Annotated in this window: 15 protein-coding genes and 1 pseudogene; 12 read left to right on the forward strand and 4 right to left on the reverse strand. The window is 57.8% G+C overall.

Translation table 11 applies throughout. The features are described 5' to 3' along the window. The first annotated feature begins 570 nt into the window (after positions 1–570). Entirely contained in the window at positions 571–2,235 is a 1,665-nt protein-coding gene (pruA, locus tag JKL48_RS19355; protein ID WP_201986266.1) for an L-glutamate gamma-semialdehyde dehydrogenase, read from the forward strand. Between the two features lie 42 nt (positions 2,236–2,277). Here pruA and JKL48_RS19360 read toward each other — a convergent pair whose 3' ends face one another. From JKL48_RS19360 to JKL48_RS19370, 3 genes are all read right to left on the reverse strand, one after another. Then, entirely contained in the window at positions 2,278–2,907 is a 630-nt protein-coding gene (locus JKL48_RS19360) for a Uma2 family endonuclease (protein WP_201986268.1), read from the reverse strand. Between the two features lie 67 nt (positions 2,908–2,974). Continuing rightward, a complete protein-coding gene (locus JKL48_RS19365) occupies positions 2,975–3,379 on the reverse strand; it encodes a response regulator (RefSeq protein ID WP_201986269.1) in 405 nt (134 codons plus the stop codon). Then, positions 3,360–4,529 carry a PAS domain-containing sensor histidine kinase gene (locus JKL48_RS19370; RefSeq protein WP_201986271.1) on the reverse strand — a complete coding sequence of 390 codons (1,170 nt, stop codon included), beginning with the start codon at positions 4,527–4,529 and terminating at the stop codon, positions 3,360–3,362. Before JKL48_RS19370 ends, JKL48_RS19365 begins: the two co-directional genes overlap by 20 nt. 322 nt (positions 4,530–4,851) lie before the next feature. On the opposite strand from JKL48_RS19370, the pseudogene JKL48_RS19375 reads away from it, so the two are divergent. From JKL48_RS19375 to JKL48_RS19420, 10 genes and pseudogenes are all read left to right on the forward strand, one after another. Then, a pseudogene (locus JKL48_RS19375) lies at positions 4,852–5,232 on the forward strand (NADH-quinone oxidoreductase subunit A); the annotation flags it as partial. A gap of 101 nt (positions 5,233–5,333) precedes the next feature. Further along, the gene (locus JKL48_RS19380; RefSeq protein WP_201986275.1) at positions 5,334–5,891 is read left to right on the forward strand and encodes an NADH-quinone oxidoreductase subunit B; all 558 of its coding nucleotides are present in this window, start codon (positions 5,334–5,336) and stop codon (positions 5,889–5,891) included. 73 nt (positions 5,892–5,964) lie between these two features. Further along, a complete protein-coding gene (locus JKL48_RS19385; protein ID WP_201986277.1) occupies positions 5,965–6,525 on the forward strand; it encodes an NADH-quinone oxidoreductase subunit C in 561 nt (186 codons plus the stop codon). A 93-nt stretch (positions 6,526–6,618) separates the two neighbouring features. Then, a complete protein-coding gene (locus tag JKL48_RS19390; RefSeq protein WP_236668927.1) occupies positions 6,619–7,806 on the forward strand; it encodes an NADH-quinone oxidoreductase subunit D in 1,188 nt (395 codons plus the stop codon). Positions 7,807–7,827: 21 nt separating this feature from the next. Continuing rightward, entirely contained in the window at positions 7,828–8,400 is a 573-nt protein-coding gene (locus tag JKL48_RS19395; protein WP_201986281.1) for an NADH-quinone oxidoreductase subunit NuoE family protein, read from the forward strand. Between the two features lie 30 nt (positions 8,401–8,430). Further along, positions 8,431–9,771 (forward strand): NADH-quinone oxidoreductase subunit NuoF, encoded by a 1,341-nt coding sequence (nuoF, locus tag JKL48_RS19400; protein WP_201986283.1) that lies wholly within the window; start codon positions 8,431–8,433, stop codon positions 9,769–9,771. A 152-nt stretch (positions 9,772–9,923) separates the two neighbouring features. Next, entirely contained in the window at positions 9,924–10,940 is a 1,017-nt protein-coding gene (locus JKL48_RS19405) for a 2Fe-2S iron-sulfur cluster-binding protein (RefSeq protein WP_201986285.1), read from the forward strand. A 121-nt stretch (positions 10,941–11,061) separates the two neighbouring features. After that, positions 11,062–12,141: an NADH-quinone oxidoreductase subunit NuoH gene (nuoH, locus tag JKL48_RS19410; protein ID WP_201986287.1), complete on the forward strand. Its 1,080-nt coding sequence runs from the start codon at positions 11,062–11,064 to the stop codon at positions 12,139–12,141. A 5-nt stretch (positions 12,142–12,146) separates the two neighbouring features. Beyond that, positions 12,147–12,725 carry a NuoI/complex I 23 kDa subunit family protein gene (locus tag JKL48_RS19415; RefSeq protein WP_236668922.1) on the forward strand — a complete coding sequence of 193 codons (579 nt, stop codon included), beginning with the start codon at positions 12,147–12,149 and terminating at the stop codon, positions 12,723–12,725. Between the two features lie 118 nt (positions 12,726–12,843). Beyond that, positions 12,844–13,353 carry an NADH-quinone oxidoreductase subunit J family protein gene (locus JKL48_RS19420; protein ID WP_236668923.1) on the forward strand — a complete coding sequence of 170 codons (510 nt, stop codon included), beginning with the start codon at positions 12,844–12,846 and terminating at the stop codon, positions 13,351–13,353. 57 nt (positions 13,354–13,410) lie between these two features. Here the strand turns inward: JKL48_RS19420 and JKL48_RS19425 are convergent, their stop codons facing one another. Further along, entirely contained in the window at positions 13,411–14,538 is a 1,128-nt protein-coding gene (locus JKL48_RS19425) for an SWIM zinc finger family protein (RefSeq protein WP_201986291.1), read from the reverse strand. Positions 14,539–15,083: 545 nt separating this feature from the next. On the opposite strand from JKL48_RS19425, the gene JKL48_RS23285 reads away from it, so the two are divergent. Next, on the forward strand, positions 15,084–15,287 hold a 204-nt coding region (locus JKL48_RS23285), incomplete at its 3' end, for a hypothetical protein (RefSeq protein WP_236668924.1).

Consider the following 15,287-nt stretch of genomic DNA (forward strand, 5'->3'; position numbering starts at 1 on the left):
GTGTGGCCATATACGTATTCATCCCAGATGTGGTGGACGCGACAGAATTGGCGACCACGTCCGGCAGCCCGCCGTACCCGCGCTAGCCTTCGGTGCGGGCGATGGGGATGCCGCCCGCGCCCCGGCCTAATTTGTCTGCACTCGTCGCGGGCCGAATTCACGTTTGTTATGGTCAATCGCACCGGCCATCGGAGCCGGTACGGGACTCCAGTCCACGAATTGGTCGCGCAAACACAGGTAAATGATGTTGAGGGCGCCAGGGTATACTCGTAAGTCAGGCCGAATACGAGGCCGTCAAATCCAGGGCAAAAAGGCGAAGCAAATAGCGAGACCTAGGCATACAGATTTTTCTACGATTGCAATAATACTTAGCAAAGCACATAACAGATAATTATATACTGTTTTCTGACTTCGCTTCCTGAGCCACTGCTTTTGCTAAACGTTGAAGTCCTCCCTGAATCATTTAATGCTCCTTCGCATGTTAAGCACCCGCTACGATAGCTGCTGCTTTATCGCCCTACCTTTGCCCCCTCCCATCCCAAACCTTCCCAAAACCTAATCCGAACCCCTATGGCCACCGGCTTTTTCAACGCCCCAGTACCAGTTAATGAGCCCGTCAAAGGCTACGCGCCCGGCTCGAAAGAGCGGCTCGAGCTACAACAGGAGCTCAAGCGCCTGCGCGGGCTGGAGCTCGACGTTCCCATGCACATCGGCGGGCAGCAGGTGCGCACCGGCGACCTGCGTCGCATGAGTCCCCCGCACGACCATCAGCGCACCCTCGGCCACTTTCACTACGGCGACGCCAGCCACGTAAACCTAGCCATTGAGGCCGCCCTGGCCGCCCGCACCGCCTGGGCCGAGCTGCCCTGGGAGCACCGCGCCGCCATCTTCCTCAAAGCGGCCGACCTGCTGGCCGGCCCCTACCGCGCCCGCATCAACGCGGCCACTATGCTGGCCCAGAGCAAAAACGCCTTCCAGGCCGAAATTGACGCCGCCTGCGAGCTGATTGACTTTTTCCGCTTCAACGTGCACTTCATGCGCCAGGTGTATGAGCAGCAGCCCGAGAGCCTGCCCGGCATGTGGAACCGCCTGGAGCAGCGCCCCTTGGAAGGTTTCGTGTTTGCCCTCACGCCCTTCAACTTCACCTCCATCGCCGCCAACCTGCCCTCATCGGTGGCCATGATGGGCAACGTGGTGGTGTGGAAGCCCGCCGACACGCAGGTCTATTCTGCCCAGGTGCTCATGGAGCTGTTCGAGGAAGCGGGCGTGCCGGCCGGCGTCATCAACCTTATTTACGCCGACGGCCCCGTGGTGGGCGACGTGGTGTTCAAACACCCCGATTTCGCCGGCATCCACTTCACTGGCTCCACCAAAGTCTTCCAGACCATCTGGCAGGAAATTGGCCAGAACATCCACCGCTACAAGTCCTACCCCCGCATTGTGGGCGAAACCGGTGGCAAGGACTTCATCGTAGCCCACAAAACGGCTCACGCCAAAGCCGTAGCAGTAGGAATTTCGCGCGGAGCGTTCGAGTACCAGGGCCAGAAATGCTCGGCCGCCTCGCGCGTGTACCTGCCCAGCAACCTCGCTGATGAAATCCTTGGCTACGTGAAAGAAGACCTCGCCTCCTTCAAAATGGGCGACGTGGAAGACTTCTCGAACTTCATCAACGCCGTTATCAGCGAGGTTTCCTTCGATAAGCTCGCCAAGTACATCGATGGCGCCAAGGCCGACCCAAATGCCGAAATCATCGCCGGCGGCGGCTACGACAAGTCAAAGGGCTACTTCATCGAGCCCACCGTCATCGTGGCCAAGGACCCGAAATACATCACGATGTGCGACGAGCTGTTCGGCCCCGTAGTTACCGTATTTGTGTACGACGCCGACAAATTCGAGGAAACGCTGGAACTGGTCGACACCACGTCACCCTACGCCCTCACCGGCGCCGTCTTCTCGCAGGACCGGTACGCCATCGACCTGGCCTCGAAGAAGCTGGTGCACGCCGCCGGCAACTTCTACATCAACGACAAGCCCACCGGCGCCGTGGTCGGCCAGCAGCCTTTCGGCGGCGCCCGCGCCTCCGGCACCAACGACAAAGCTGGTTCCATTCTGAACCTGCTGCGCTGGGTATCGCCCCGCGCCATCAAGGAAACTTTCGTGCCCGTCACGGATTACCGCTACCCCTTTCTGGGCTCGGAGCCGGCGGAGGATTTGAACCGCGACAAAGGCTTATAAGCAAAAACGGAAACGGCCCGCATCGAGTGATGCGGGCCGTTTTTATTTATCCTCCCGGTTCTTGTAGTCCGGGTCTTCCGAGTCGAAGCGGATGGTCATTTGGGTTATCCCGGTGTCCTCGTAAATGTCCTGCAGCTGCAGCGTCAGGTCCAGCTCTGGAATGAACAGCGCGTCGGTAAACAGCGCCAGCGGCGTGAACGACCACACCCCACTCTCCTCCCGCCGATACCATTCCACCAGACAAGTGGCCTGCGAAACCAACAGATAATGCTGGAGCGAAGGCAGGTGTTTGTACTGGTTAAATTTCCAGCTCCGGTCGCGGGTTTCGGTCGACTTCGACAGCACTTCAATCACGAGCACGGGGGCTGTCACCGTGCGCTCCGCCAACAAGTCGGTTGGGTCGCAGGTGACCATCAGGTCCGGGTAGTTGTAGTACCGCCCCTGTTCGACCGCCAACTGCACGTTTTCAAAAAAAGCCCGGCAAGCCCGCCCCCGGAGCCCGGTCCGCAATGCCGCATAGCAATTACCAATCAGCAGGTTATGCTTGATGGTTCCGCCCGACATCGCAAATACCTCGCCCTCAAAAAACTCGTGGCGCACTTCGCTCCGCGCTTCCAGTGCCATGTATTCGGCTACGGTGTAGCGCTTTGCGACTGATTTTTCCTGTTCCATGGAGCGGTTACGTATCCGTCAAATATACAGCCGCCCAAACGGCTGTGCACCGCCCATGCGATGCCGCTCACGCCCCTGTGGGCCCCTCGTCAAGCCGCGACTGAATGGCCCGGATTTCTTCACTGTCGAGCGGCTTATGAATCAGGCCGGCCACAAGGTCGTATTCCTTCGATTTTTCCAAATCTTTGAGCGCCAACGACGAGGTAAGGATGTAGATGGCGCAGTTGCCACGCAATTCTTCCTCGTAAGGCACCAGAGCGTCGAGGAATTGCCAGCCGTCCATTTCGGGCATGTTCAGGTCCAGAAATACCACTTGGGGCACAAGGTTTTCCTTGGCCCGCATCAGCAGCTTGTCTAGGGCCTTTTTGGCCGACTGGAAGGTGCAGATAGCATCGGAGAAACCCTCGGCTCGCAGGAGCTGCTCGGTGAGGTAGGTGGCGAGGTTATCGTCGTCAATGAGGTAGGTTTTCATCCGCGCGGGGCCTGAATTGAAGGGTGAATTCGGTGCCTTCGTCAACCCGGCTCCGTACAGATATTTGCCCGCCCATGGCTTCCACGTGGGCTTTCACCAGAAAAAGCCCGATGCCCCGGCCCGTTTCGCCGGTGTGGAAGCGGCGATACAGCTGAAAAACATTGGCGCTGAATTTTTCCTGGTCGAAACCCGAGCCATTGTCGCGCACCGTAATGGTCAGGCCCGAATCCAGTGCCTCAACTGCTGTCACCTCAATTTGCAAGGGCCGCGCATCGGAACGGTACTTGATAGCGTTGGAAATCAGGTTGTAAAAAATGCTGTGGAAATAGGCCCGGCTGCCGAGTACGCGCAAGCCCTCGGGAATGGCATTGCGCAGGTGCCCGCCGCAGCCGCGCAGCGCCTCCTGCAAATCGAACAGAGCCTGCTGGCACGCAGCGGCCACGGCCACCGCTTCTGGTCGGTACCCGGCTTTCGTGTCGCGCAGCGAGAGGATGTCGTTAACGTCCGTCATCACCTGGTCCAGTTGCTTTAAGCTGGTGCGCAGGTGCTGCATGGAAGTATTAAACGTTTCGGAGTTCTTGTCGAGCCGTGCCAGCAAATCGGTAAAACCCAGCGCATTGGCCAGCGGCGCCCGTAAGTTGTGCGATACGATGTACGTGAACTGCTGCAAATCAGAGTTTTGCTGCATGAGGCGCTCCGTCAGTAAAAGCTGCTTTTCCTCGGCTTGCTTTTCCTTGGTCAGGTCGTGCACCACGCCCACCAGTTGGTAGCAGCGGCCGGCCTCGTCGCACACGGGCATCACGCTCACTTCGCCCGTCACGCGGCCCGTCGGGTAATCGGAGGTTTCCAGCCACACCACCCGCTCTCGGGTGGCAACAGCTTCGTGGTATTTCGTTAGTACCAGGCTGAGCGAGGGCTCCGGTATCACCTCATTCACGTACCGGCCCACCACCTTATCAACGGGCACACCAGTGGCTTTTTCGAATGCTTTGTTGGCAAAAATGAAACGGTAACGGCCATCATCCTCAACACTCAGCACAAACGTCACATCGGCAATTGTATTGAAAATGACCGAAAGCTGGTGCTCTCGCTTCGCCAGGTCGGCATAGGTCAGCGTCGATTCAACTACAGGATTTTCGCTGGGCGGCATAGGTCGAGGTGGTTAGGGCATCACAGGCTCAACGGCCCCGAGCAGTATATAGCAGCTAAAACTACTCAATAAAGTCTATTAAAACTTGAATAATTCCAGTTATTGTTCTTTAACGCAATCCACTGCCTCAAGGATGGAGCCCATTTAGGTGGTTGACATCTGACCATTATAGTCAGTTGTCGGTTACGTATTGGCAAGGTACCAGGCACGTCCAATTCAGGTTCCTGCCCGGCACTTCAACTCAACATTGCGCCCCAACCCCGTGGGCGCTACCTTTGCCCTTCAGCGCCCGTGAGGCCTGTTTGCTATATAATTGACCACTATGTACCTAGCCCTGCCGGCTGCCAATTATCAGCCCTCCGATTATCTGCCCATTGTCATCCAGTTTGGTCTGGCCCTGGCTTTTGTGGCTTTCGCCATGATTGTTTCGCACTTGGTAGGTCCCAAGCGCCACAGCACCGTGAAGGACGCCTCCTTCGAGTGCGGCATCGAATCGGTGGGCAACGCCCGTACCCCGATTTCGGTGAAATACTTCCTCACGGCCATCGTTTTCGTGCTTTTCGACGTCGAGGTTATCTTCATGTACCCCTGGGCCGTGAATTTCCGCGCCCTCGGCCGCGCCGGTTTCATCGAGATGATTGTGTTCATGACGCTGCTGCTGGCCGGTTTCTTCTACATCATCAAAAAGGGCATTCTGCGCTGGAATGAAGTGCCAGCAGGACAAACTTTCGCCAACGCGCCGGTGTTGGAAAACCGGCCCGCTCAAATAGCGAAAGCCGCCTAATCCGCTTGCCTCTTATAACTATGGCTGATAACCGAGTTCCTGAAATTAAAACCGTCGAAGCGCCCGAAGGCATCGAGGGCGCTGGCTTCTTTGCTACCTCGCTGGAGAAAGTGGTGGGCATTGCCCGCGCCAACTCGCTCTGGCCCCTGCCCTTTGCTACCTCCTGCTGCGGCATCGAGTTCATGGCCACCATGGGCTCGCACTACGACATTTCCCGCTTCGGCTCCGAGCGCCCCAGCTTCTCGCCCCGCCAGGCCGATTTGCTGATGGTGATGGGCACCATCGCCAAGAAAATGGCCCCCATCGTGAAGCAGGTGTACGAGCAAATGGCCGAGCCCCGCTGGGTACTGGCCATGGGCGCCTGCGCCTGCTCAGGCGGCATCTTCGATAGCTACTCGGTGCTGCAAGGTATCGACCGCATCATCCCGGTTGATGTGTATGTGCCCGGCTGCCCGCCCCGCCCCGAGCAGGTGCTCGACGGCCTGATGCGCGTGCAGGACCTGGCCCGCAACGAATCCTTCCGCCGCCGCAACGCCCCTGAGTACCAGGAGCTGCTGGCGTCGTACAACATTAAATAGTCTGTATCAGGTAGTCGGCAGTCGGATAGAAAGGCCGCCTTTTTTCCGACTAGCTGGCTAATACCAACCCCGAATGAATCCTCAGGAATCTGCCGCCGCTCCCGAAGCGCCCGTTGCCGAAGACCCGATAAAGGCCCAGAATGCGCAGGTGCTGGCGTTGCTACACCGTTTGTTTGGCGAGGCAACGTTCACCGATGTGCATGAGCCCTATGGCCTGCTGACGGTGACCACCACGCGGGAGAAAATTCACGAAATCGTCGCCGGCCTGCAGCAGGACCAGGAATTGAAATTCCACTTCCTGACGACGATGTGCGGCATTAATTACCCTGAAAACGAGGGTAAAGAGCTTGGCATGATTTACCACCTGCACAGCATGACGAAGAACATCCGGCTCCGCCTGAAAATCTTCTTCCCCATTGCCGACCCGGTGGTGCCAACCATGACCGACCTCTACAACACGGCCAACTGGATGGAGCGCGAGGCCTACGATTTCTTCGGCATCATCTTCACCGGCCACCCCAATCTCATTCGCATCCTCAACGTGGAGGACATGGACTACCACCCGATGCGGCGCGAGTACCCCGTGGAAGACGGAACCCGCGAAGACAAAACCGACCTGTTTTTCGGCCGCTAGGCCCCTGATAATCATATCATGGCAGTAAACGACGCCCTGGCAGGCACCCACAAGATTCAAGAAGAGGCCGCCGCCCAGCGCCCCGGCCAGTTGATGCCCATTCTCAACGACTTCAGCCAGGAGCTGACGACGCTGAACCTGGGCCCGACGCACCCCGCCACGCACGGCATTTTCCAGAACATCCTGCAAATGGATGGCGAGCGCATCGTGTCCGGTGTGCCCACCATCGGCTACATCCACCGCGCTTTCGAGAAGCTGGCCGAACGCAAGCCGTTCTACCAGATTACCACCCTCACCGACCGGATGAACTACTGTTCGTCGCCCATCAACAACCTGGGCTGGCACATGACGGTAGAAAAGCTGCTCGGCGTGACCGTGCCGAAACGTGCGCAGTACATCCGAGTGATTATGATGGAGTTGGCCCGCATTGCCGACCACCTCATCTGCAACTCGATTCTAGGCGTTGACACGGGCGCTTTCACTGGCTTCCTTTACGTGTTTCAGGAGCGCGAGAAGATTTACGAAATATACGAGGAGGTGTGCGGCGCCCGCCTCACCACCAACATGGGCCGCGTGGGCGGTATGGAGCGCGACCTGTCGCCGGCTGCCCTCGACAAGCTCCGCGCATGGCTGAAAAGCTTCCCGGCGGTGATGAAGGAGTTCGAGAACATGTTCAACCGCAACCGCATTTTCATGGACCGCGTGGTGAACGTGGGCCCAATTTCGGCGGAAAAAGCGTTGAGCTACGGCTTCACCGGTCCCAACCTGCGGGCCGCCGGCGTCGATTACGACGTGCGCGCCATGAACCCCTACTCTTCTTACGAAGACTTCGAGTTCGACATTCCAGTGGGCACCAACGGCGACACCTACGACCGTTTCATCGTGCGCAACGAGGAAATCTGGCAAAGCCTGCGCATTATCAACCAGGCCGTTGACAAGCTGCCCGATGGCCCCTACCACGCCGATGCCCCGCATTACTACCTGCCCACCAAGCCGGAAGTATACAAGAACATGGAGGCCCTGATTTACCACTTCAAAATCGTGATGGGCGAGATTGATGCGCCCGTTGGCGAGGTATATCACTCCGTGGAAGGCGGCAACGGCGAGTTGGGTTTCTACTTGATTTCAGACGGTGGCCGCACGCCTTATCGCCTACACTTCCGCCGGCCCTGCTTCATTTATTATCAGGCTTATCCCGAGATGGCCGTGGGCACGACGCTGTCGGATGCCATTGTCATTCTCTCGTCCATGAACGTCATTGCCGGCGAGCTGGACGCTTAGTTTTTGTTGAAATTGACTGCTATGGAGCCGACCACCGCGCCCACCAAACCGCAATTCTCTCCCGCCGCCCAGGCGGAAATCAAGCGCCTGCTCACGCACTATCCGGAAGACCGGAGCAAGTCGGCTCTGTTGCCGATTCTGCACATCGCGCAAGCCGAGTTTGGCGGCTGGGTAAGCCCCGAAGTACAGGATTTGGTAGCTGAAACCTTGGGTATCAAGCCGATTGAAGTATACGAGGTAGCTACTTTCTACACGCAGTACAACCTGAAACCGGTAGGAAAGCACGTGCTGGAAATTTGCCGCACGGGTCCTTGCATGCTGCGCGGGTCCGATGAGCTGACGGCCCACCTGGAGCGCATCACCGGCGCTAAAGTCGGCGGCACCTCGCCCGACGGTACCTTCACCCTGAAGGAAGTGGAGTGCCTGGCCGCCTGCGGCTTCGCTCCCATCGTGCAGGTGCGCGAGAAATACTACGAGCAGCTCGACACACCGGAAGCGGTGGACGCGATGCTGAACGAATTGAAGAGCCTCGTGCATCGACCCATTCTCCCCTGGGAGGAAACGGGCCTGCCGAACTCGCTGAAGAATTACTAAAAGCTGGCCATCAGCACAACGCTTACCACTATGGGCCGCAAGCTATTAACTGAACATATCAACGTCGAAGGCATCAATACCTTCGAGGTGTACCGCAAGCACGGCGGTTACCGCTCCGTAGAAAAGGCGCTCAAAACCATGACGCCCGACGAAGTGGTGGAAGAAGTGAAGAAGTCGGGCCTGCGCGGCCGCGGCGGCGCAGGCTTCCCCACGGGCATGAAGTGGAGCTTCCTGGCCAAGCCGGAGGGCGTGCCGCGCTACCTCGTCTGCAACGCCGACGAATCGGAGCCTGGCACTTTCAAAGACCGGCAGCTGATGTCGAAACTGCCCCATCTGCTCATCGAGGGCATGATTACGGGCAGCTACGCGCTGGGCGCGCGCACCAGCTACATCTATATCCGCGGCGAGCTGTTGTACGTGTTGCGCATTCTGGAAAAGGCCATTGCTGAAGCCTACGCAGCCGGTTTCCTGGGCGAGAACATTCTTGGCTCGGGCTACTCGCTCGATTTGCACGTGCACCCCGGTGCCGGCGCCTACATCTGTGGCGAAGAAACTGCGCTGCTGGAGTCGCTGGAAGGCAAACGCGGCAACCCACGCAACAAGCCGCCATTCCCTGCCGTGCAGGGCCTTTACGCCCGCCCCACGGTGGTGAACAACGTGGAAACCATCGCCGCGGTAGTGCCGATTATCAACGAAGGCGGTGATGAATACGCCAAGCTGGGCGTAGGCAAAAGCACGGGTACCAAGCTGATTTCGGCTTGCGGCCACCTGAACAAGCCGGGCATCTACGAAATTGAGTTGGGCGTGCCGGTGGAGGAATTCATCTACTCCGACGAGTACTGCGGCGGCATCTGGAAAGGCCGTGACCTTAAGGCTGTCGTAGCTGGTGGTTCGTCGGTGCCGATTCTGCCTAAGGAGCTGATTCTGAAAACCGCCGCCGGTGAAAACCGCTTGATGACTTATGAGTCATTGAGCGACGGCGGCTTTGTGACGGGCACCATGCTGGGCTCGGGCGGCTTCATTGCGATGGACGAAACGACGTGCATTGTGAAGAACACTTGGAACTTCTCGCGCTTCTACCACCACGAGTCGTGCGGACAGTGTTCGCCCTGCCGCGAGGGTACGGGCTGGATGGAGAAAGTATTGCACCGCCTAGAACACGGCCACGGTTCGATGCACGACATCGACCTGCTGGTGAGCGTGGCCAAGCAGATTGAAGGCAACACCATTTGCCCGCTGGGCGAAGCGGCCGCGTGGCCGGTAGCTGCCGCCGTGCGCCACTTCCGCCACGAGTTTGAGTGGCACGTGACCCATCCCAAAGAAGCTACGGCTCCCGGCGCGGCCTATCGCGGCCCGGCGGTGCTAGCGTAGGGGCTATAATGAACGACAAAAAGAACGTCATGCTGAGCGCAGCCGAAGCATCTCTACCGCTTCGTTGAATTGATTGAATTACTTACCCGGTAGAGATGCTTCGACTGCGCTGCGCTTCGCTCGGCATGACGACCTAAATAGAAAACTATCCAATGGCTAAAATAACGTTCGACGGCATTGAGGTGGAAGTTCCGGACGGGACCACCATCCTGAACGCAGCCCGCCAGATTGGCGGCAGCATCGTGCCGCCCGCCATGTGCTATTACACGCCGCTGAAGGGCTCGGGCGGCAAGTGCCGCGCCTGCTTGGTAAAGGTTTCGGCCGGCTCGGCCAAAGACCCGCGCCCCATGCCCAAGCTGGTGGCCTCGTGCATCACCACGGTGCAGGACGGCATGGTGGTGGAAAACACCATCAACCAGCAGGTGATGGACGTGCGCAAGGGCATCGTGGAGATGCTGCTCATCAACCACCCGCTCGATTGTCCGGTGTGCGACCAGGCCGGCGAGTGCAGCCTGCAGGACTTCGCCTTCGAGCACGGCGTGAGCACCACCCGCTACGAGGAAGAGCGCCGCACCTTCGAGAAAATCGACATCGGTCCGCTCATTCAGTTGCACATGACGCGCTGCATTCTGTGCTACCGCTGCGTGTACACTGCCGACCAGCTCACGCCCGAGCGCGTGCACGGCGTACTGGGCCGCGGCGATGCTTCGGAAATTGGTACCTACATCGAGAACATCATCGACAACGAGTTCAGCGGCAACGTCATCGACGTGTGCCCAGTGGGCGCGCTGACTGACAAAACCTTCCGCTTCAAGCAGCGCGTGTGGTTCACAAAACCCGTAGACGCCCACCGCGACTGCACTACCGACAAGTGTAATGGCCGGGTGACCCTCTGGTACAAAGGCAAAGATGTGCTGCGCGTAACGGCCCGCAAGGATGCCTACGGTGAAGTGAAGGAGTGGATTTGCAACACCTGCCGCTTCGACAAAAAGGAAACTTCGGACTGGGTACTCGAAGGCCCGGCGCACATCAGCCGCGCCTCGGTTATCGCCCAGAACCACTACGAATTGCCGGTGGTTAACCCGCAGGTGATTCAGGATTTGCCCGAAAGCACTACCCGTGAACTGGAGCGCAACCCGCCGTTGCGGTTGGGCGGTTTAAATAATTAAAATCGTCTGTCATGCTGACGAAGGAAGCATCTTATCACCGCTGCCTTCGTCAGAAATACTAACTCAATAGCTGCGCGGACGTGATAAGATGCTTCGTTCCGCTCAGCATGACACATAAAATATGACTCTCCCCGTTCTGGGCTGGCAAGGCCTCGTCGTTCTGGCAACCTTCGGCATTTCGCTGCTGATTGCCACGTATTGCACCTACGCCGAGCGCGTAATTGCCGCATTTCTGCAGGACCGGGTGGGCCCGGACCGCGCCGGCCCCTTCGGCCTGCTGCAGCCGCTGGCCGATGCTGTGAAGCTCTTCACCAAAGAAGAATTCTTCCCTGCCGGAGCCAACCGGGCGCTGTTCGTATTCGGCCCTTGTCTGGCCATGATTACGGCCCTGATGTCGTCGGCGGTGATTCCGTTCGGCAACTTCCTGCAGTTCGGCGATACCATCGTGCACCTGCAGGGCATCGAAATCAACGTGGGCATGCTCTACGTGTTCGGCATTGTGTCGCTCGGCGTGTACGGCATCATGATTGGCGGCTGGGCTTCGAACAACAAGTTTTCGCTGCTGGGCGCCATCCGCGCGGCCTCGCAAAACATCAGCTATGAACTGGCCATGGGCTTGGCGCTGATTGCTGTGCTAATGATGTCGGGCACGCTTTCGCTGCGCGAAATCACGCTGCAGCAGTCGGTAGCCGGCGAGTGGCATTTCTGGAACATTGCCAAGCAGCCGCTGGGCTTTCTCATCTTCATCGTCTGCGCGTTTGCCGAGACGAACCGCACGCCCTTCGACCTGCCCGAGTGCGAAACCGAATTGATTGGCGGCTACCACACCGAGTATAGCTCCATGAAAATGGGCCTGTACCTGTTTGCTGAGTACATCAACGTATTTGTGGCGTCGGCCGTGATGAGCGTGCTGTACTTCGGTGGCTTCAACTTTCCGTTCCAGTACGAGCTGCGCGATTGGTTGGTATCGAGCCGCGGCCTGGAGCTGGTAACGGCCCAGAACATTATCACCATTCTCGGGCTGGTGGGCTTGTTTGGCAAAATCTTCGCCTTCATTTTCTTCTTCATGTGGGTGCGCTGGACGCTCCCCCGCTTCCGCTACGACCAGCTGATGCGCCTGGGCTGGACCATCCTCATCCCCCTGGCCATCCTCAACATCCTGCTGACGGGCGGCCTGATTACGTTCGGCGTAATTAAATAACAACTATGGAATCCTTAAGCAAACGCGCGAAAGTTCTCGAAAAGAAGCCCATGACCCTGGCCGAGCGGGCCTACCTGCCGGCTATTTTTCAGGGCTTGTCGATTACGATGCAGCACTTTTTCCGGGCGGCGACCAAAAAGCAGGTCACCATCCGCTACCCCGAAGAGACGCGCCCCTTTTCCCCCGTGTTCCGCGGCCTGCACGTGCTGAAGCGCGACGAAGCCGGCCGCGAGCGCTGCACCGCCTGCGGCCTCTGCGCCGTGGCCTGCCCAGCCGAAGCCATTACCATGGTAGCCGGCGAGCGCAAAAAGGGCGAGGAAAACCTCTACCGCGAGGAGAAGTACGCGGTGAGCTACGAAATCAACATGCTGCGCTGCATCTTCTGCGGCCTGTGTGAGGAAGCTTGCCCGAAAGCCGCTGTGTACCTGCAAGCCGATAAAATGGCCCCGCCGCGCTTCGAGCGCGACGAGTTCATTTATGGCAAAGACCGGCTGGTGGAACCCGTGACGCCAGACAACCGCTCGAAGCGCGGCATCCAGCTCACGCCCGAGCAAGCCGATAAGCTGCGCGCGCAGCTGGCGTAACCGCTTGTCATGCTGACGAAGGAAGCATCTTATCACCGCTGCTTTCGTCAGAATTAGTAATTACACCGAGCGGCGCAAGCGTGATAAGATGCTTCGCTGCGCTCAGCATGACAAATTCATGTCTCCCCTCTTCCTCTTTCTTTCGTTCGTGGCCCTGCTGAGTGCATTGGGCGTGGTGCTGGCCAAAAACCCGGTGCACAGCGTCCTGTTCCTCATCCTCACATTCTTCACGCTTTCGGGCCACTACCTACTGCTGAATGCGCAGTTTCTGGCGGCGGTGAACATCATCGTGTATGCCGGCGCCATCATGGTGCTGTTCCTGTTCGTGATTATGTTCCTGAACCTGAACGAAGAGACGGAACCGCACAAGCCGGCTTTGGCAAAGTTCGCGGCGGCTATTGCCGGCGGCTCGCTGCTGCTGATTCTGGTGGCGGCGCTGCGCAACGTGAGCCCGGCGGGCTACGACCCCGCCAGCTTCGACTCGCAAATTGGTATGGTGGACAAGCTAGGCATGGTGCTGTTCCGCGACTATGCGCTGCCGTTTGAGTTGGCTTCCATCCTGCTGCTGGCCGCCATGGTGGGCTCAGTGATGCTGGGCAAGCGCGAGACGGGGGAACGGAATTTTTAACGCTGCTCGTTGAAGAAACAAAAGAGCCGCACCCAATGGGCGCGGCTCTTTTGTTTCTCAGAATTTTTTCTTTGGCTGACGACCACGGCGCTTGGGCGGCAGCGCAGCGGCAGGAGCAACGGCAGGAGCAACGGCATTGCGCTTGCGGGGCTTGGGCGGCAGGCCGGTAAATTCTTCGGGAACGATGATAGTGAAACCGGCTTGTTCCAGACTGCTGCGAAGCGCGCGCAATAGACGGTATTGTTGCATCAGCTCGGAGGCAAACAGCTGTACTTGTGCCGATAAAACCGGTAGCAGAGCCAGGGATTTGAGGCAAGACGTCAGCCGACCATATAACAGATGCGTGCGCAGTGATTTATTTTCCAAAAGGCTTTCGAAGCGTTCCATCACGGCGTCGAAGGTGGCTTCGGGTTGGAAACGAGCGGCTTCGCTTAGCAGAAAAGGTAAGGTATGGCTATCATGAACAGGTGGTTCCTGAAGCCAATTCACCGACAACAGCAGCGGCAGTAAATCAGGGCCCTGCTGCTGTTTCACGAGCTGTTGGGCTTGCTCGAAGAGTGTGAGCGCCCGGCCCGGCGCTGAGCGCTGGGCGAATTGAGTACGTGGCTTAGCCGGGTGAACTGCCGGTACCAGCCGGACAGCTAATGCTTGCTCGTCAAACTCAAAATAAGCCAGAAACCGTCGTAATTGCTTGGGCTTTTGCGCAAGCAGCTGCCGCAGAAAATTCAGTTTCTCTTTGTCGCTGGTGCGATTCCACGCACCTTGTAGCACGTGCAAGGCCTTTTCAACCTTGCTGATAGGAGCACCTAGTACATCTGGTTTTGCGCTATCCGGCTCATCCCCTACCAAATCAAGCACTGCCAGGCCTAAAGCAATGCCGTGCTTACACACATCGCCGTGCTCATACGGACAGTCACATGCCATTTTGGGTGGGCCGGCAGCCCGGATTTTCAAGCTAACGCGGTACGTATCGGTGCCCCGTACCATGGCCGTGAAAACATTTCCTTCCTGCCGAATGCGGCCCACGGCATCCTCCTCGTAATAATAGGCGGCACCACGGTCGAAAATCTTGCGTGGTACCAACGCTGCTAAATCATTTTCGGTGAACATGCGAAGGGCGGTTGGCATCGCAATAAAAATAATGGGCTCACCGATTAATAAGCCACACAACAAAGCCGCGTCCAAGGGGTGCGGCTAAGTTCTTTTTAGCTATAACTTCTAAAATGCAGTACAGTGAATAAATCTCCCCTCAATAGCCTCGCCAATAGCGGCAATGCCCTGATTAATTATATGAAACAGCAGCAACAGGGGTATTGGTCTGCGCTACAACCATGGAGCGGATAGGCATAGAACGGTAGGTAGGCACCCGCATCTTGTGCACCGGGGAAGCTACCAGCTGCGCTTGCATGAGGGAGGCAGTAAGGGCAGTCCAGAACAGGAAAACGGCGGCGAAGATGTACAGTTTAGACATGGGTGCGGGTGTTGAAGTGGTTAACTGATACAAACCTACTAGGCCGGGGTGAGGTCGGATTTCGACCTTCGTTCATCTATGCGCTTCGCCTGTCGAATCAGGGAATTTGGGCGTCGAAAATCGATTTATTGATTTTGCATGGTTATGGAAATAGTGCTTTCCCTCTGGTCCTAAGCAATTGGATTGTTAATAAAAAAAACGGCGACTGAAGTATCAGTCGCCGCTTCTGTTTCTACCGGCTAAGGTTATCCAGGTCGTTTTGGTCGCGCGGGCGGCCGGCGGCGCGCTTCGCTTGAAGCAGGTGTTGGTACTGAATCAGCCGGACAATCAGGCCATCCTGTTCGATATCGGTAGCTGCCGCGTAGGCTTCGGCAAATTCCGGCCCTTTAGAGCGGGTTTCAAGTTAGTGTACGTGGTAGCCACAATGGCCAAACCAGTTTTTAGCGTCCTGTTCGCTTATCCA

It is taken from the genome of Hymenobacter rubidus (assembly GCF_016734815.1).
Taxonomy (GTDB): domain Bacteria; phylum Bacteroidota; class Bacteroidia; order Cytophagales; family Hymenobacteraceae; genus Hymenobacter; species Hymenobacter rubidus.